At 65.4% G+C, this 16,814-nt stretch carries 14 protein-coding genes; 4 read left to right on the forward strand and 10 right to left on the reverse strand.

Annotated features, from left to right (window positions below; all coding sequences use genetic code 11):
• The first annotated feature begins 38 nt into the window (after window positions 1-38).
• Complete coding sequence (gene proS, locus BM171_RS12475; RefSeq protein ID WP_093012750.1) at window positions 39-1,379, forward strand: proline--tRNA ligase; 1,341 nt, start codon at window positions 39-41, stop codon at window positions 1,377-1,379.
• Between the two features lie 16 nt (window positions 1,380-1,395).
• Window positions 1,396-1,902 carry a DUF2937 family protein gene (locus BM171_RS12480; protein ID WP_093012753.1) on the forward strand — a complete coding sequence of 169 codons (507 nt, stop codon included), beginning with the start codon at window positions 1,396-1,398 and terminating at the stop codon, window positions 1,900-1,902.
• Here BM171_RS12480 and glmM read toward each other — a convergent pair.
• The 9 genes from glmM to BM171_RS12525 form a co-directional block, all read right to left on the reverse strand.
• Window positions 1,899-3,242, reverse strand: coding sequence for a phosphoglucosamine mutase (gene glmM, locus BM171_RS12485; RefSeq protein ID WP_093012756.1), 1,344 nt, complete (start codon window positions 3,240-3,242; stop codon window positions 1,899-1,901). The two genes, BM171_RS12480 and glmM, sit on opposite strands and share 4 nt — an antisense overlap.
• Window positions 3,242-4,192: a dihydropteroate synthase gene (folP, locus tag BM171_RS12490; RefSeq protein ID WP_245760255.1), complete on the reverse strand. Its 951-nt coding sequence runs from the start codon at window positions 4,190-4,192 to the stop codon at window positions 3,242-3,244. The genes glmM and folP overlap by 1 nt, the downstream gene beginning before the upstream one ends.
• Before the next feature lie 109 nt (window positions 4,193-4,301).
• Window positions 4,302-5,228 carry a dihydroneopterin aldolase gene (locus tag BM171_RS12495; RefSeq protein WP_093012762.1) on the reverse strand — a complete coding sequence of 309 codons (927 nt, stop codon included), beginning with the start codon at window positions 5,226-5,228 and terminating at the stop codon, window positions 4,302-4,304.
• A 107-nt stretch (window positions 5,229-5,335) separates the two neighbouring features.
• Window positions 5,336-5,965: a cell wall hydrolase gene (locus BM171_RS12500; RefSeq protein WP_245760256.1), complete on the reverse strand. Its 630-nt coding sequence runs from the start codon at window positions 5,963-5,965 to the stop codon at window positions 5,336-5,338.
• A gap of 176 nt (window positions 5,966-6,141) precedes the next feature.
• Window positions 6,142-8,706 carry a putative PEP-binding protein gene (locus tag BM171_RS12505; RefSeq protein WP_175497547.1) on the reverse strand — a complete coding sequence of 855 codons (2,565 nt, stop codon included), beginning with the start codon at window positions 8,704-8,706 and terminating at the stop codon, window positions 6,142-6,144.
• Between the two features lie 75 nt (window positions 8,707-8,781).
• Window positions 8,782-11,094 (reverse strand): glycine--tRNA ligase subunit beta, encoded by a 2,313-nt coding sequence (gene glyS, locus BM171_RS12510; RefSeq protein ID WP_093012770.1) that lies wholly within the window; start codon window positions 11,092-11,094, stop codon window positions 8,782-8,784.
• A gap of 80 nt (window positions 11,095-11,174) precedes the next feature.
• On the reverse strand, window positions 11,175-12,032 hold the full coding sequence (locus tag BM171_RS12515; RefSeq protein WP_093012773.1) for a DUF1206 domain-containing protein: 858 nt from the start codon (window positions 12,030-12,032) through the stop codon (window positions 11,175-11,177).
• A 62-nt stretch (window positions 12,033-12,094) separates the two neighbouring features.
• A complete protein-coding gene (locus BM171_RS12520) occupies window positions 12,095-12,601 on the reverse strand; it encodes a DUF6446 family protein (protein ID WP_093012775.1) in 507 nt (168 codons plus the stop codon).
• Entirely contained in the window at window positions 12,598-13,527 is a 930-nt protein-coding gene (locus tag BM171_RS12525) for a glycine--tRNA ligase subunit alpha (protein ID WP_093012777.1), read from the reverse strand. Before BM171_RS12525 ends, BM171_RS12520 begins: the two co-directional genes overlap by 4 nt.
• A 155-nt stretch (window positions 13,528-13,682) precedes the next feature.
• On the opposite strand from BM171_RS12525, the gene BM171_RS12530 reads away from it, so the two are divergent.
• Window positions 13,683-15,419, forward strand: a complete 1,737-nt coding sequence (locus BM171_RS12530; protein ID WP_093012780.1) for a trypsin-like peptidase domain-containing protein — start codon at window positions 13,683-13,685, stop codon at window positions 15,417-15,419.
• Here BM171_RS12530 and BM171_RS12535 read toward each other — a convergent pair whose 3' ends face one another.
• Entirely contained in the window at window positions 15,420-16,349 is a 930-nt protein-coding gene (locus BM171_RS12535; protein ID WP_245760257.1) for a DMT family transporter, read from the reverse strand.
• Window positions 16,350-16,605: 256 nt separating this feature from the next.
• Here BM171_RS12535 and BM171_RS18950 point away from each other — a divergent pair, with 256 nt between their 5' ends.
• Window positions 16,606-16,761, forward strand: coding sequence for a hypothetical protein (locus BM171_RS18950; RefSeq protein WP_175497548.1), 156 nt, complete (start codon window positions 16,606-16,608; stop codon window positions 16,759-16,761).
• Window positions 16,762-16,814 lie beyond the last annotated feature (53 nt).

Below are 16,814 nucleotides of genomic sequence, written 5' to 3' on the forward strand. Positions count from 1 at the left end.
CCTCGGGCAAGACCGAAACGCCGTCCGGAGAGCCTTACATGCGCCTGTCCCGCTACTTCCTGCCCGTCCTCAAAGAGACGCCTTCCGAGGCGCAGATCGTCTCGCACCGTTTGATGCTGCGCGCAGGCATGATCAAGCAGGCCTCCGCGGGGATCTATTCCTGGCTGCCGCTCGGCTACAAGATCCTGAGGAAGATCGAGGCGATCGTGCACGAAGAGCAGGGGCGGGCGGGCCATATCCCGATGCTGATGCCGACGCTGCAATCGGCCGACCTTTGGCGTGAAAGCGGTCGCTATGATGCCTACGGGCCTGAAATGCTGCGTATCCGCGACCGTCACGAGCGGGACATGCTCTTTGGGCCGACCAACGAGGAGATGATCACCGACATCTTCCGCTGCCACGTCTCGAGCTATCGCGATCTGCCGATGACGCTCTATCACATCCAGTGGAAATTCCGCGACGAGCGCAGGCCGCGCTTCGGCGTGATGCGGGGCCGCGAATTCCTCATGAAGGACGGCTACAATTTCGACCTCACACGCGAGGATGCGCTGCACGCCTATAACCGCCACCTCGTGAGCTACCTGCGGACCTATGAGCGGATGGGCCTGCAGGCGATCCCCATGCGCGCGGATTCGGGGCCCATCGGCGGCGACGACACGCATGAATTCCTGGTCCTGGCCGAGACGGGCGAGTCGGAGGTCTTCTACGACAGCGAGATCACCGATCTGAAATTCGGCGACCGCAAGATCGACTATGACAGCCATGACGAATGCCGCGCGGTGCTCGAGGAATTCACGTCGCGCTATGCCCGCACCGACGAGACCCACGATCCCGAGCTTTTCGCGAAGGTGCCTGAAGATCGTCAGCGCCAGGCGCGCGGCATCGAGGTCGGCCAGATCTTCTATTTCGGCACCAAGTATTCCGAAGCGATGGGCGCCAATGTGGTGGACCCGGACGGCAACCGCGTACCCGTGCACATGGGCAGCCACGGCATCGGCGTCAGCCGCCTCGTCGGGGCGATCATCGAAGCCAGCCACGACGACAAGGGTATCATCTGGCCCGAAGGCGTCACGCCTTTCCATGCCGGGATCGTGAACCTCAAGCAGGGCGACGAAGAGGCCGACGCGGCCTGTCAGGCGCTCTATGACAGTCTGGTGACGATGGGGCTCGAGCCGCTCTATGATGACCGCGACGAACGGGCAGGGGCCAAGTTCGCCACGATGGACCTGATCGGTCTGCCCTGGCGGATCACGGTCGGTCCGCGCGGTCTCAAGAACGGCGTGGTGGAGCTGACCTGCCGCCGCACCGGCGAGAGCGAGGAGATGCCACCCGAACAGGCCGTCACACGGATCGGTCAGATCTACGCGCGCAAGGTCTGATGGCAGGCGGCGCGCCGTGATCCTGCGAGCCCTCGCCATCTCTGCCGGGCTTCTCGGCGCGGCCGGGGCGTCGCAATTTCCGGAGTTTTCTCAGCAATACCGCCAGCGCCTTGGCGGCGCGGTGGACGAGCTTGCCCTGATCGTCGTGCAATTCGACATCGACGCCGCCGTGGTCGGCCTCGACCGGGAGACCGCGCTGGCGCAGCTTGCGACCGGCGGCGTGTTCGGCGCGCGGCGGGCGGAAACCCTTCGCAGCACCTTCGCGCGCTATAATCGGTTAAGGGAGGATCTCGCGGCGCTCGAAGGGGCCGGTCCGTTCGAACGCGCGCGCATGGCGCCAGCCGTGATGGATCGCGAGATCGCGCGGCGGACGCTGTCCGACTATGTGCCGGCGATGCCGCTCAGCCTCGAAGGGCTGAGCTTCGCTGCGATCGGTTTTGGCATGCTGACCGCGCTGGTCGGCCTATCGGGTCGCGCGTTGCGTCGCTTGTTGCTCGGACGCTGGCGGCGGCGAGCCGCCTAGGCCGCGCTTTCGATCTCGGCGACGACCCCGTCGACCACCTGGCTCAGAAGGCCTTCGTCCTCGCACTCGGCCATGACCCGGATCAGCGGCTCGGTGCCCGACTTGCGGATCAACAGGCGGCCCTTCTGCCCGAGCGACGCCTCAGCCATCTCGATCGCGCTCTGCACCTGCGGCAGGTCGAGCGGCGTCGCGCCGGGAGCGAAGCGCACGTTCTTGAGAAGCTGCGGCACCTTGTCGAAGGTCTCGACCAGTCGATGCGCGGGCTGACCCGAGCGCACCATTTCCGCGAGAAATTGCAGGCCGGCCATGAGGCCGTCGCCGGTGGTGGCGTAATCGGTCATGACGATATGGCCCGATTGCTCACCGCCGAGGTTCCAGCCGCCCTGGCGCATCGCTTCCACGACGTAGCGGTCGCCGACACCGGTACGCATGAGCTTCAGGCCCTTCGCGGTCAGGTAGCGTTCGAGCCCGAGGTTCGACATCACCGTCGCCACCAGCGTGCCGTCACGCAGGCGATCCTCCTCGGCCCAGCGGGCGGCCATCAGCGCCATGATCTGGTCGCCATCGGCCACGCGGCCCTTGTCGTCGATCAGGATCACGCGGTCCGCATCGCCGTCGAGGCAGATGCCCACGTCGGCGCCTTCCTCGAGAACGCGGCGCGCGGCGGCCTCCGGCTTGGTCGAGCCGCAGCCGTCGTTGATGTTGTAGCCATTTGGCGAGACCCCCATCGGGATCACGTCCGCTCCAAGCTCCCAAAGGACTTCCGGTGCGGCCCGGTGCGCGGCTCCGTTGGCGCAGTCGATCACCACCTTCATTCCGTCAAGGCGCATGCCCGGAGGGAAGCTCGATTTAACACGTTCCTGGTACCGGAAGCGGCCGTCGTCGATACGCTGCGCGCGGCCGATGTTATGCGCCTGGGCGGGTTTCGCACCGGCCTCGACCAGCGCCTCGATCTCGAGCTCTGCCTCGTCCGACAGCTTGAAGCCGTCCGGACCGAAGAACTTGATACCGTTGTCCTCGGCGGGATTGTGGCTCGCGGAGATCATGATGCCGAGGTCGGCGCGCATCGAAGGGGTCAGTAGACCGACCGCCGGGGTCGGCACCGGCCCCAGGAGAAGCACGTTCATACCGGTCGAGGTCAGACCAGCGGTCAGCGCGTTCTCGAACATGTAGCCGGAGCGGCGCGTATCCTTCCCGATCACGACGCGGTGGACGCCGCTATGCTCGTTACGAAAATACCGGCCCGCCGCTGCGCCGATCATCAGCGCCAGCTCGGCAGTCATCGGGTACGTGTTCGCCGTGCCTCGAACGCCATCCGTTCCGAAGAGTTTGCGTGTCATCAATCCTGTCCCGTCATTGCCCGCCAGAGCGAAAAGGCCTGCGCGGTCTCTGCCACGTCATGCACCCGAAAAATCTGAACCCCTTGCGATGCGGCGGCCAGCGCCACCGCGATCGAGCCCGGAGCCCGGGCATCTGCCGCGGCTTCCCCTGAAATCTTTCCGATAAAGCCCTTTCGGGACACGCCTAGCAAGATCGGACAGCCCAAAGAGTGAAAAACGGCAATATTCCGCAACAGTTCGAGATTGTGCGGAAGCGTTTTTCCAAAGCCGATACCGGGGTCGATGACGATCTTCTCGCGCGGCAATCCTGCCGCTTCGAGCCGTGCGACCCGCTCGGCCAGAAAGCCCAGAACGTCGAGCGTTGCGTCTTCGTAGTGCGGCGCGTCCTGCATCGTCTCCGGGCGTCCCTGGCTATGCATGACGCAGATCGGCGCGCCCGTCGATGCGGCGAGCGTCGCCATGCCCGCATCGAATTCGAGCCCCGAGACATCGTTGAGCATCACCGCGCCTGCCTCGAGCGCGGCCGCGCCGACATCGGCCTTTCTCGTGTCGATGGAGATCGGTGCGCCGAGATCGCCCACGAGCGTTTCGATGACAGGCTGGACGCGCGCGATTTCCTCGGGCGCGGGCACTTCCGTTGCGCCGGGCCGCGTGGATTCGCCTCCGATATCAACGATATCCGCTCCCGTCGCGACCATTGCGCGGGCATGCGCCACGGCACGCTCGCGCGCATCGAAACGGCCGCCATCTGAGAAACTGTCGGGCGTTGCGTTGAGAATGCCCATGATCCGCGGCATCGCGAGGCTGAGGCCCGCGATAGGGGCGCGCGGCCGGGTGAATCCGTCCGCCCACTCCTCGGGCAGTGTGCGCGCCTCGCGCAAAATCGGCTCTGCGCCGCGCCGCCGCTCTTCCACATGCGTGAACCAGAGCGACGTGCCGGCAAGCTGCATCGCGCCTGTCGGTCTCGCCGGGTCCGTCGATAGAAGGGGGCGGTAGCAGAGGTCCATGCGACGCGAAGTGCCAGAGCCAGACAGGTCTGACAAGTGACCTTGGCGACGCTCAGAAAACCCGATCAGCCAAGGGCTTGCAGATCACCGGGACTTCGCCTTCGGCCGCTGTCTCTGCTCCGACGAGGACCAGTTCTCGGGCGGAGAGCTGGTCTGCGAACCAGACCGCGAGGCCGACCGAGTCGCGCGTCTTGCCCGTGGGGCCCTCGGTCGCGTCGAGAACGATTTTAGAGGGGGCCCAGATACTGACCTGGCCGTTCTTCATCGCCCAGTCGAGCTCCGTGCGGGTGGCGACAACTTTGGCGCGTGGATCGCGCGCGGCGAGGCACCATCCGTTCTGCTCGATCGCGAGAAGGTCGATGCGGCGCTGCACGAGCGGATGATCGACACGCGGCAGGTCCATCCCGTGCGGGCCGACGCAGAGAATGAGCGGGGCGCCGCCCTCGAGCGCCTGGTCGATCCAGTGGGTCAGGCGCGGATCGGTGATGGCGGCATTCGAGAAGAAGACGACGCGCGGATGCGGCTGCTCGCTCGCGCGTTCGTCGAGACGCGAGCCAAGCTCCTTGCGGGAGCGAACGATTTCGACGCCAAGTGCGCCCGGCCCACGATCGAGTTTCTCGATCCGGATGAAGACGCGCAATGCCTGGGGTTCCAAGAGGATCCGCTCGGCAATGCGTTCGGCCAGCGTCTCCAGTAGATTGAGCCGCTCGGCGTCGAGCTCGTAGGCGATGGCCTCGGTCACGCGGTCATAGGACAGGATGCGGTCGACATCGTCGTCGATGGGCTGCGCGAGCGGACGGACCTCGACGACGACGTTGAAACAGATCCGCTGCGTCGTGCCGCGCTCTGCCTGGAAAGCGCCGATCTCGACCCCGCGCACATGATCGCGCAGGGAAATGCGATCGCGCGGGTCTTCTCCGGCGGTCGCGATTGCGCGCTCGGCGGGATGCGAGAAGGCAAGGCGGATTTCAGAGGCCATGGGCGGTTCCTGCTGGCAGCGTGGTTGCGGCCGTCAATAGAGAAGCGCCGCGCATGTCGCCACCGTAACCCGGCAATTCCGGGCCTCGATGCGACATGCGGCCAATTTCAGTTCCGCGACAGCTGCAATGGCTGCTTGTAGAAGCGATGCACGCCAATCTCTGCGGTCATCGGGAACTTGCGCGACCAGGACGGGGAGACCGCTGTGGTGTGATAATGCGTGGCGCCCCCGGTCAGGCGACGCGGCGCGCCTTCCAGCATGAGCTTCGCGACCTTTCCGACGCGGTGATACGCGCCCGTCTCGTGGATCGTCTCGGCCGCGCCGTCGCATTTGAACGAGAACTGGCAGGCATATTTCACGCCCGAAGACGCGCCCTGACCGACGACACCGCAGATCGAGTCCGGGTAACGCGGGGAATCGACGCGGTTCATGATGACTTCGGCCACCGCGAACTGACCTTTCACGGTCTCGCCGCGTGCCTCGAAATAAAGCGCTTCGGACAGGCAGGTCCATTCGGAGCCACCGGTCCGGAAATTCTGGCTGTCGAGCCAGTTGCGGCTGTATTGCACGTCTTTCAGCCCGCTTTGCGGTGCGGGCGTGACCAGACGTTGCAGATGCGCCGATGCGGCCGCGTTCAGACCGCGGCTCTCCTGGCGCATGACCTTTTCCATGTTGGTCTCTTCGAGCTCAGCATAAGCGGGCGCTCCGGCGATCATCATCGCCAGCGCCAATTTCATGATGCGACCCATCGCAGACACCTCTTGCAGCAGCGTAGTGGCGGTTTCCGCCGTTTTCGTTCCGCGGGTCTCTAGGAAAAATCGGTCAAGGCGTCCAGTTTTGGACTTGCGGTATGGGCCGTTTTTCGCCCATTCGCTTCAAAACTGCGGGTAAGTTCCCGCCCAAATGCCTACGATTACTCAATTTTGTCGCGAATCGCGGCCTGTGCGGCGGCCAGTCGCGCCACCGGAACCCGGAAGGGAGAGCAGCTTGCGTAGTTCATCCCGAGGCTCCGACAGAAGCTGATCGATTCGGGATTGCCGCCATGTTCGCCGCAGATCGAGACGATGATCTCGGGCTTCGCGGCGCGGGCGCGCTCGATGCCGATCCGCAGAAGCTCGCCGACGCCTGCGGTGTCGAGGCGGTGGAACGGATCCTCGTCGAAGACCTGCTGCTGCACGTAATCCGACATGAACCGGCCCGCATCGTCGCGGCTGAGCCCGTAGGTCATCTGTGTGAGGTCGTTCGTGCCGAAACTCAGGAAATCGACATGCGGAGCGATATCCCCGGCCAGAAGGCAGGCGCGGGGAGTCTCGACCATCACGCCGAGGCGGTAGGTGAAGTCGCGCCCACGCTCGGTGCGGACGGCGGCGGCCACCGCATCGACGCGCTTTCGCACCAGTTCCACCTCGCGCCGCGCGGAGACGAGGGGAATCATGATCTCCGGCACCACGGGCTCGTCCTTGCGCGAAGCTTCGAGCGTCGCCTCGAAGATCGCGCGGGCCTGCATGTCGTAGATCTCGGGCACCGTGATGCCGAGGCGCACACCGCGCAGGCCAAGCATCGGATTGTATTCTCCCATCGACTCGACGCGCCGCGTGACATCCGAGACAGGCAGGTTCAGCGCTTCGGCAAGATCGCGCAGGCCGGCCCGGTCGCTCGGCAGAAATTCGTGAAGCGGCGGGTCGAAGAGCCGGATGCAGACGGGCTTGCCCGACATGATTGCGAAGAGTTCCTTGAAATCCGCGCGTTGGATCGGGAGGAGCTGCGCCAGCGCCGCGCGCCGATCCTCGGGCGTCGCGGCGAAGATCATCTCCTGCATGACGGTGAGTCGACCCGGCTCGAAGAACATGTGCTCCGTGCGGCAGAGCCCGATTCCGCCCGCATCGAAGAGCCGTGCCTTCTCGGCATCCTCGGGCGTGTCGGCATTCACCCGGATCCGCAGGTCGCGATCCTCGTCCGCCCAGCCCAGCAGCGTGCGGAAGGCATCGTCGAGCATGGCGCCCAGCATCGCGGGCGCCCCGGCCAACACCTCGCCATTGGTGCCGTCCACGGTGACGATCTCGCCTTCGCGGAAGATTCGCCCATCGTCCGCGGTGATCTGACGCCGCTTGAGGTTGATCCGCAGGTTCCGCGCGCCGACGACGCAGGGTCGGCCCATGCCGCGCCCGATCACGGCCGCATGAGAGGACATGCCGCCCTTTTCCGTCAGGATCGCGACAGCCGCGTGCATGCCGCGCACGTCTTCGGGTGCGGTCTCGCGCCGGATCAGGATGCAGGGCTCCTCGCGCGCGGCCATCGCCTGGGCATCGGCGGCGGTAAAGGCGATGCGGCCTGTCGCGGCGCCTGGGCTCGCGGCGATGCCGGTGCCGATCACGTCGCGGTCTGCGCGGGGGTCGACCTGCGGATGCAGGAGCGAGGACAGCGCGCGGGGCTGAACCCGCATCACCGCCTCGCGCGGGGTAATGATCTCGTCCTCGGCGAGCCGCACGGCGATGCGGATGGCGGCGGCGTCCGATGCTGGCACCACGACGCCGTCGAGAATGAACAGCGTGCCGTTCTCGATCGTGAACTCGACCTGCATTTCCGCCCGCAGCCGCTGGCGCATGAGCGCGGCATGCTCCTTGAGCTGCGCGAACGCCTCGGGCGCGCGTTCCTCGAGCGAGGGGCCACGCGGATCGGCCTCGAGATAGAGCGCGCGGGCGCCGGCTCTGAGCGCATCACGCCCCTGGCTCTGGCTGAGATAGCGGCCCGTGACCTGTTTCAGCCCGGTATCGGGATCGACAAGCTGCAAGACGCCCGAGCCGGACTCGCCCGGTCCGAAGCCGAGCGCCATTTCCTGCACGACAAGGCCCAGCCCGGCATCGACAGGCGCGCCCTTGGCCTCGCGCAGAAGCCGCGCCGAGACGCTCTCCCATGCGCGCGCCATGGAGCGCAGAACCTCTGCGAGCTGCGTGGCAGGATCTTGCGGGAACGGCTCCTCGGCCTCGTCCTCATAGGCGCGCAAAGCGCGGGCCAGCGCATCGGGCGCTTCCGCGTCGATCTCTTCGAACGCATCGGGATCGAGCCGGGCGACATGCACTGCGTAACTTTGCACCCAGCGGCGATAGAGCGCTTCGGCCGCCTCGGGCCCAAGCTCCGCCGACAGCCGCGCGCAGGCCGCATCGTTCATGCCGATGTTCAGAATGGTCGTCGGCCCGCCCCAGTCGGGATCCTGCGACGAGGGCCGCACGCACAGAAGTGCATCGGGATCGAAGACCGACAGGAGCTGCCCGGTGTCGGGAATGCGGCCCAGCGAGATCGCCTTCACCGTGTCGAAGGACAGCGCCACCGTACGCGGGACCGGAAGGTTGAGCCGCACTAGCCGCTGCAGGCATTTCGCGCGCCCGCCATGAGTCTCGGGAGCAATGGGCGCGGTCTGCGTGACGAGCGTGACGTGCCGGTCGAGCGTGAACGACACTTCGGTGAGGTATTTCTGCACTGCGGCAATCCTTTTGTCGCTCGCAGGATACGCCCCAATCGCGGCCTGACAAGGGCCGGGATGGGGCGAATTGGCCTAGCCGTCGAGCCGCGTCAGATCGGCGACCTGCAGGCAGACATTGCGAATGCGGGACAGAAGATTGAGCCGGTTGCGGCGCAGGATCTCGTTGTCGGTGTTGACCTGCACCGCCTCGAAGAAGGCGTCGACCTCGGGCCGGATGCCGGCCATCGCGGCCATAGCGGTCGGAAAATCCTCGTCCTTCATCGCGGGCACGATCTTGGCGTCCGCCGCATCCAGCGCTGCGAAAAGCGCGCGCTCGGCGTCCGTCTCGGCGAATTTGGGGTCCGCGCCGAAGCTGTACTCGACGCCGTCCTTCTCCTCGGCCTGCGTGAGGATGTTGTTGGCGCGTTTGAAGCCCTGCACGAGATTCTCGCCATCCTCGGTCTCCAGCACGGCTTGGAGGGCGCGGGCGCGTTTGACCAGAAGGGTGAGGTCGTCCGCCTGCGGCATGGCGAGGCACGCGTCGATCACGTCGTGACGGACGCCCTCAGAGCGCAGGTGGACCTTGAGACGGTCGTGGAAGAAGGCGAGGAGGTCGCCGATTTCGTGATTTAGATGCCTCTGATAGGAGTTCACTTGGAAGACTACGCCTGCTTCAACGAACTCTTTGAGCTTTTTGCTTTCTGTCTCCTCATTGAAGTCAGCATTACGCAGCAGCGCTTTATACAGATTGGACGTCAGAGAGTTCCGTTTTGTTTGCGCTATCGCCTCACGAATTGTGCGATATGAGTCGAAAGAGTCAGCGAGTTCCCTGCTAACCGTCTCCCGAACCTCTGCTGCGTAGGCGTTCGAATATGTGGATACAGAAGCGAGAAGAAACGTCTCTAAAAGTTCGACCCGTATCCCATTCTCAAGCACCAACCGAATAACCCCGAGCGCCGCACGCCGAAGCGCAAAAGGATCTTTCGACCCGGTCGGCTTCTCGTCGATCGCCCAGAATCCGGTCAGCGTATCGAGCTTGTCCGCCAGCGCCACGGCGACCGAAACCGGCGCGGCGGGCACCGCGTCGGACGGCCCGAGCGGCGAGTAATGCTCTTCGCAGGCGGCCGCGAGCTCAGGCGGCAGACCTGCGGCATCGCTGTAATAGCGGCCCATAAGCCCCTGAAGTTCGGGAAATTCCCCGACCATTTCCGAGGACAGGTCCGCCTTCACCGTCCGCGCGGCGGTCTCGGCCAGATTGGGGTCCGCCCCGACGACCGGCGCGATCTCGCGGGCGAGCGCGGCGATGCGATCGATCCGCGCTTTCTGGCTCCCGAGCTTGTTGTGGAAGGTGACGTTCTCGAGCTGATCGAGCCAGGGCTGCATCTTCTCGTCAACAGCGACCCGCAAGTCGTTCTCCCAGAAGAATTTCGCATCCGAGAGCCGCGCCGTCAGAACCTTCTGGTTGCCCGCGAGGATGGTCTTGCCGTTATCGGCGGTCTCGCGGTTGGCGACAGTGATAAAGCGCTCGATCCGGCCCGTCTTGGGATTGCGGACGGAGAAGAACTTCTGGTGCTCTTTCATCGACGTCATGAGCACTTCGGGCGGCAGGTCGAGGAAATCCGCGCCGATCTCGCCCATCAGTACCACGGGCCATTCAACGAGTCCCGCGACTTCTGCCAGAAGCCCCTTGTCCTCGACGACCTCCATCCCGCTCGCGAAGGCGGCATTGGTCGCATCGTTCCAGATCGTCTCCGCGCGCTCCTCGGGGTCGAGCACCACGTTCGCGCGCTTGAGCTTTGCCGCGTAATCCTCGAAAGACGTGACGGAAAACGGGGCAGGGGCCATGAAGCGGTGGCCTTCGGTCATGTCCCCGGCGCGGATGCCGTCGACTTCCATCGGCACCACGTCGGCCTCGCCCGCATCATTCGTCAGGATGCAGAGGATGCGGTGCAGCGGGCGCACCCAGCGCAAACTTCCCGCGCCCCAGCGCATGGATTTCGGCCAGGGGAAGGTGCGGATCGTGTCTTCCAGCACCTCTGCGATGATCTCTGCCGCGGGGCGGCCCGGCTTTTCGATGATGGCGTAGAAGACGCGGCCCTTTTTCTCGTCGCGCTCCTCGAGATCCTCGCGGGCGACGCCCGCGCCGCGCAGGAAGCCTTCGATGGCTTTCTCGGGCGCATCGACCTTGGGGCCCTTGCGGTCTTCGCGGGTGGTCGGGGAATGGTCGAGCACGCCCTCGAGCGCGAGCGTCAGGCGCCGGGGCGTCGCGAAGGCGGCGGCATGGGCGTAGGTGAGACCCGCCTCGACAAGGCCGTTCGTCACCTTCGTTTTCAGGTCTTCCGCGGCGCGGGCTTGCATCCGCGCGGGAATTTCCTCGGAGAAGAGTTCGATCAGAAGGTCGGGCATCGGGCCCCTCCGCTATCGGCCGTGGCGTCTCTTCGGCGCGGGATAGCGGGCGGGGCCCGGAACGTCCAGCGGGTAGGCGGTCAGCTGGCCTTCGCTGCCTCCTTTTTGGCCTTCGCCTTGGCGCGCATGGCCAGCGTTTCCACGTCCGATCCGGCGCGGGCGGGCACGATCCGGTAGATCGCCTCGACAAGGTTCTCTAGCGCGAAGCCGATGAGGCCAAGCGCCACGACGCCCAGCAGCACGCGGCCATACGGGGCCGAGCGGAGCTGGTCCAGCGCCTTGCCGATGCCGCCGGCATTCTCGGGCGAGGTCGTCATCGCGGCGCTGATGATGAGCGCACCGATGATCGCGATGAGCGCACCTTGCGCCAGAAAGCCCGCCTGTAACGCCGGATCGAGTTTCTGCGTCGTCGGCGTCACGCGGATGTGGCGCTTGTATTTCTTCGACCAGCCCTTGTGCATGTAGTAGATACCCGAGCCCACGACGATTGCGCCGAGCGCCGCCGCGATCCATTTTCCGTTCTGCATCTGCAGGATCCGTGCGGTCCAGTCCTGCGCCGCGGAACCGCCGCCCGAGTCGCCCATCGCAAGCCCCGCGACCGAGACGCCGAGACCGGCATGGATGATGCCCGTGACGATCAGGCCGCCGCGCTGGAACAGACCCGAGCCGTCATCGCCGCGCCGCTCGAGATCGTATCCCGCCGCGATGAAGCGCCAGAGCGCGTAGGCGAACAGACCAATGGCGATGAGCCAGAGCGCCCAAAGGCCGAAGGGCTGCGATTTGAGATCGGCGAGCGCGTTCGTCGTTCCCTCGGCCCGGCCCCCGTGAATGGCAGCGGTGAGGGCCAGACCGCCGACGATCGCGTAGACCGCGGCACGAGAGGAATAGCCCGCACGCATGACCGGGACGACCCAGGCGGGGGCGGTTTTCTGTGACATGAAGATGCACTCCGGTGTAAGGTTTCACCGGATCAGCGCATCACGCCCGCTTGAGGTTCCCGTTACCGGTCGCGCGGAGGGCAATCGTCGCCGAGCGGGGTGCCGTCATAGGCCCGATCGCCGCAATCGTTGACCTCCTGCCAGACATAGCCGCGCCCGTCTTCCGTCAGCGCGACGACCCGGTCGATTCCGAATTCGATGTTTCGGGCAACGGTGAAGACCTCGGCAGCGCCCGCATCGATCTGATCCGCGATGGCCTCGGCGTCGAAGCACGAGAACCAGAACGGCGCGTTGCGCGGGACGGCGGCGGGGTAGGGCTCGGCCTGCAGGTCCGACGGGCCCGCGAGCACGTCGAAACAGGCGCGGTAGCGGATCGGGGAGCTGTCCGCGTCGATCCCCTCGAAATTCGAGACGGGCAGAGTGGTGGTCCCGCCGTCGGTCGTCGCGATGGTGATTTCGGAGACCTCCGGCAGACGCTCGTAATAGGCGAAGACCTGAAGGTAGTACATCGCCGCGCCGCCGATCGCCGCGGCAACGAGAATGACCAGAGACAGGATCTTGCCGCTCATGCCGCGGAGCCCGTCGCGGCGGGCGTCGTCACGAAGGCGTCAGCGCACATCTTCGCCAGCGCGCGCACGCGGCCGATATAGGCCTGCCGCTCGGTCACCGAGATCACACCGCGCGCGTCGAGCAGATTGAAGAGGTGGCTGGCCTTGATGCACTGGTCATAGGCGGGATGCGCCATGACGATGCGCCGGTCCATCTTGGCGTCGGTTTCCGGCGCTTCTAGAAGCCGCTGGCACTCGGCCTCGGCGTCTTCGAAATGGCGCAGCAGCATCTCGGTCGACGCGAGGTCGAAATTGTGCCGGCTGTATTCTTCCTCGGTCTGGCGGAAGATGTCGCCGTAGCTGAGCGAGATGGGCGTCTGCGGATCGTTGAAGGGCATCTCCATCACGTGGTCGATCCCGAGCACATACATGGCGAGCCGTTCGAGCCCGTAGGTCAGCTCCCCAGAGACGGGCGCGCAATCATGTCCGCCAACCTGCTGGAAATAGGTGAACTGGGAGACTTCCATCCCGTCGCACCAGACCTCCCAGCCAAGGCCCCACGCCCCAAGCGTCGGGCTTTCCCAATCGTCCTCCACGAAACGCACGTCGTGCAGCTCCATGTCGATCCCGATCGCCTCGAGCGAGCCCAGGTAGAGCGCCTGCAGATCGGGCGGCGAGGGTTTGATGATGACCTGGTACTGGTAATAATGCTGCAGCCGGTTGGGGTTCTCGCCGTAGCGTCCATCCGTCGGACGGCGTGAGGGCTGAACATAGGCGGCGGCCCAAGGGTTCGGACCGAGCGCGCGCAGCGTCGTTGCCGGGTGAAACGTGCCCGCGCCGACTTCCATGTCGTAGGGTTGCAGAACGGCGCAGCCCTTCGAGGCCCAGTAGGTCTGAAGCCGCAGGATGATCTCCTGAAAACTGCGCGGTTTCTGGGTCTTGTCCATGGCGGGATCCGTCCTTGTCGCTTCAGGCTTGATTAGGACGCCACAACCGGGGGGTCAATTGCGCCCCTGACCAATAATTGAGGTGCGCCGGGCTTGCATTTTGCTACCAATGGTCGCGACACGAAACTGACATATCACGGGGCGGAATGAACGGAATGAAGAAGACGGGACTGATGGCGGGGTGCGCGCTCTGGGTGATCGCTGGGGCGGCCAACGCGCAGGATGCCTATTTCGTTCAGATCGAGGCCCATCCGGCGCTCACCGTGGCAGAGGATCGCGCGCGGGCCTTTGCGGCGGGGCTGCCCGACGTCAATGGCTTTTCCATCGGCGGCGGCTGGTATGGCATCGCGCTCGGCCCTTATACCGAGGAAGAAGCCAATCAGCGCCGTCTCGAGCTCCGGCGGCAAGGGCAGATCCCCTCGGACAGTTTCGTCGAGGAAGCCGATCAATACGCGCAGCGCTTCTGGCCGATCGGTGCCGGTGCGATCCAGTCGCCCGAGCCGCAAGAGCCGCAGGATAGCGGCGCCCAGGCGCAAAACGAGCCCGATCCCGAGCCGGAGCTGCGCCAGGCCGAAGAGACCCCGGCAGAGGCGCGCCGCGCCGAACAGCTTCTCACGCGCGGTGAACGCGAGGATCTGCAGGTCGCCCTGCAATGGGCCGGTTTTTACAATGGCCGCATCGATGCCGCCTTCGGACGCGGGACGCGCGGCGCGATGGCCGGCTGGCAAGAGGCCAACAATTACGAGGCGACGGGCGTTCTGACGACCGCGCAGCGCGCCGAGCTTTTCCGTCAGTACAACGCCGTGCTCGACGGGATGGGCCTGCGCCGCGTGACAGACCGCCGCGCCGGCATCGAGATGGAGCTTCCCACCGGCGTCGTCGCATTCGATCGCGCGGAATCGCCGTTCGTGCGCTATGAGCCGACCGGAGAGGTGCCCGAGGCGCGGGTTCTCCTTATCTCCGAGCCCGGCGACCGCCGCACGCTCTATGGTCTTTACGAGATCATGCAGACGCTCGAGATCGTGCCCACGGACGGGCCGCGCGAGCGGCAGGGCGACAGCTTCCGTCTCGTCGGCGAGAACAGCCGCATCGTCAGCCACACCGAGGCGTTTCTTTCGGACGGAGCGATAAAGGGTTTCACGCTCATCTGGCCCGCCGGTGACGAAGAGCGCCGCACGCGCATCCTCGCGCGGATGCAGGAGACGTTTTCACGCCTCGACGGTGTCGTGCTCGACCCCGCGACGCTCAGCGACGAAGGGCAGGCGATCGACCTTGTCGCGGGGCTCCAGGTCCGGCAGCCCAAGGTCACCGCGTCGGGCTTCTTCGCGGATTCGAGCGGACGGGTGCTGACGTCGGATGCGTCCGTGGCCGAATGCGGCCGGATCACGCTTGACGAGCTGACCGAGGCCGAAATCGTGGCGCGCGCCGGTGGTCTGGCTCTCTTGGAGCCGCAATCCCCCCTCGCGCCCCGCAACGTGCCGATCTTCCGCACAGACGCGCCGCGCCTGCAATCGGAGATCGCGGTCGCGGGCTTTTCCTATGGCGGCGTACTCGGCGCGCCGACCGTGACCTTCGGCACGCTTGCAGACGTGCGCGGCCTCAACGGCGAGGAAGGCGTCAAACGTCTCTCGGTCTCGGCCCGGCCCGGCGATGCGGGTGGGCCCGTCTTCGACGGTGGCGGCGCGGTCGTGGGCATGCTGACGCCTGTTTCTTCGACCGGCCAGCAATTGCCTGAGAACGTGAGCTTCGCCACCGCCTCCGAACGACTCGTCGATTTTTTCCGCGAGGCCGGTGTCTCTGTCGAGACGGGTCGCGGCGAAATGTCGATGGCGCCCGAAGATCTCACGCAGGTCGCGCGCGGTATCACCGTTTTGGTGGAGTGCTGGGAATAATCAGCTCGCGCGGCCGAAAAGCCGCATGAGCGCGCCCCACTGACTGACGAAGACCCCCGACAGGATAAGTGCGAGCGCAACGAACAGCGAGGGGTGGTACGGCTCACCCAGGATCACGATCCCGAGGATGACCGACCAGACGGGCACCTGGTAGTTCGTCAGCGTCATGAAGACCGGCCCGGCGCTGCGAATGACGAGAACCCTCAAGAGGTTCGCACCTGCGGTCGGCACAAGACCCAGAAGCGCCAGCCAGAACAAGGTCTCGCCGCCCGGCAAGGGCGGCGGGCCTTCCAGCGCCCACGCCACCGGTATGATCGCGGCGGAACCGGCGAGCAGCGGCACTGCCGCCAGCCCGATCGGGTCTATCGCCGGCAAGCGACGCATCATCACCGAGGCGGTCGAATAGCAGGCCGCGGCACCAAGGCAGGCCAGCCGTCCGAAAGGTTCGAGCGGATCCCCCGTGGAGGCGAAGGCCGCCGGGCCGATCAGCACCAGGACACCGCAGAACCCGACCACGAAGCCGATCACCCGGCGCGGCGTCATCCGCTCCCCGGGCACGAAGAGATGTGCGAGTGGTAGAACCATGAGCGCGATGGCGGCCATAGAGACGCCCGCGAAGCCGGACGTGACGCGAAGCTGACCCCAGCTCAGCAGAAGGAACGGCAGCGCCGTATTGAAGACGCCGATCACGAGGATCTGCGGCCATGCGGACTTTGGTCCGTGGAAGAGCCGCCCGCCCATAATCTGCCAGACCAGCGTCGTCAGCAGCGCGGCAAACCCGATCCGGTATCCCGCGAGCCAGGCCGGCGTGATTCCCGGCAAAGCAAGCTCGATGATGAGGAACGTCGCCCCCCAGACGAGGCCAAGCAAGGCCACCATCGCCCAGGAAGAGGGCGTGATATCCGGTGCGGCGGGGGCGGCTGACTGCATCTTTCCTCATCACTTTTCGTAGGTTGCGCCCCGTATCGGTCCGCATGACTTTTCGGCGAGGTAGCATCGCGCTAGTCTTCCGTCCATCGACCACGAGAGGAGAGAGACATGGACCTGTTCTTCATTCTGCCGGTTTTCATCCTGCTGCTATTGCTGGGATGGTGCGTGGTTCAGCTGAAAGACTGAGCCGCCTGACGGAACGCAGTCTGTTTCCGGGCGTTCGGGATAAGATGTATCCTAAAGTCAGGAGAGCAAAATGGACGTCGGTTTTATCGTTCCGATCCTCGCATTGTTCACGCTCCTTGCCGTGACCATCCTCGGCATCAAGGGCAAGTTCGAAGTCGAACGCGCGAAAGCGGATCCCAAGGATCCCGATTCCACGCTTGCCGCAGACGGCCCGAACAAGCGCTGAACACCGCGATCATTTGAATTCAGGAAAGGCCCTCTGGCGCGCGCCAAGGGGCC

The sequence above is a fragment of the Roseivivax halotolerans genome (genome assembly GCF_900115815.1).
Taxonomy (GTDB): domain Bacteria; phylum Pseudomonadota; class Alphaproteobacteria; order Rhodobacterales; family Rhodobacteraceae; genus Roseivivax; species Roseivivax halotolerans.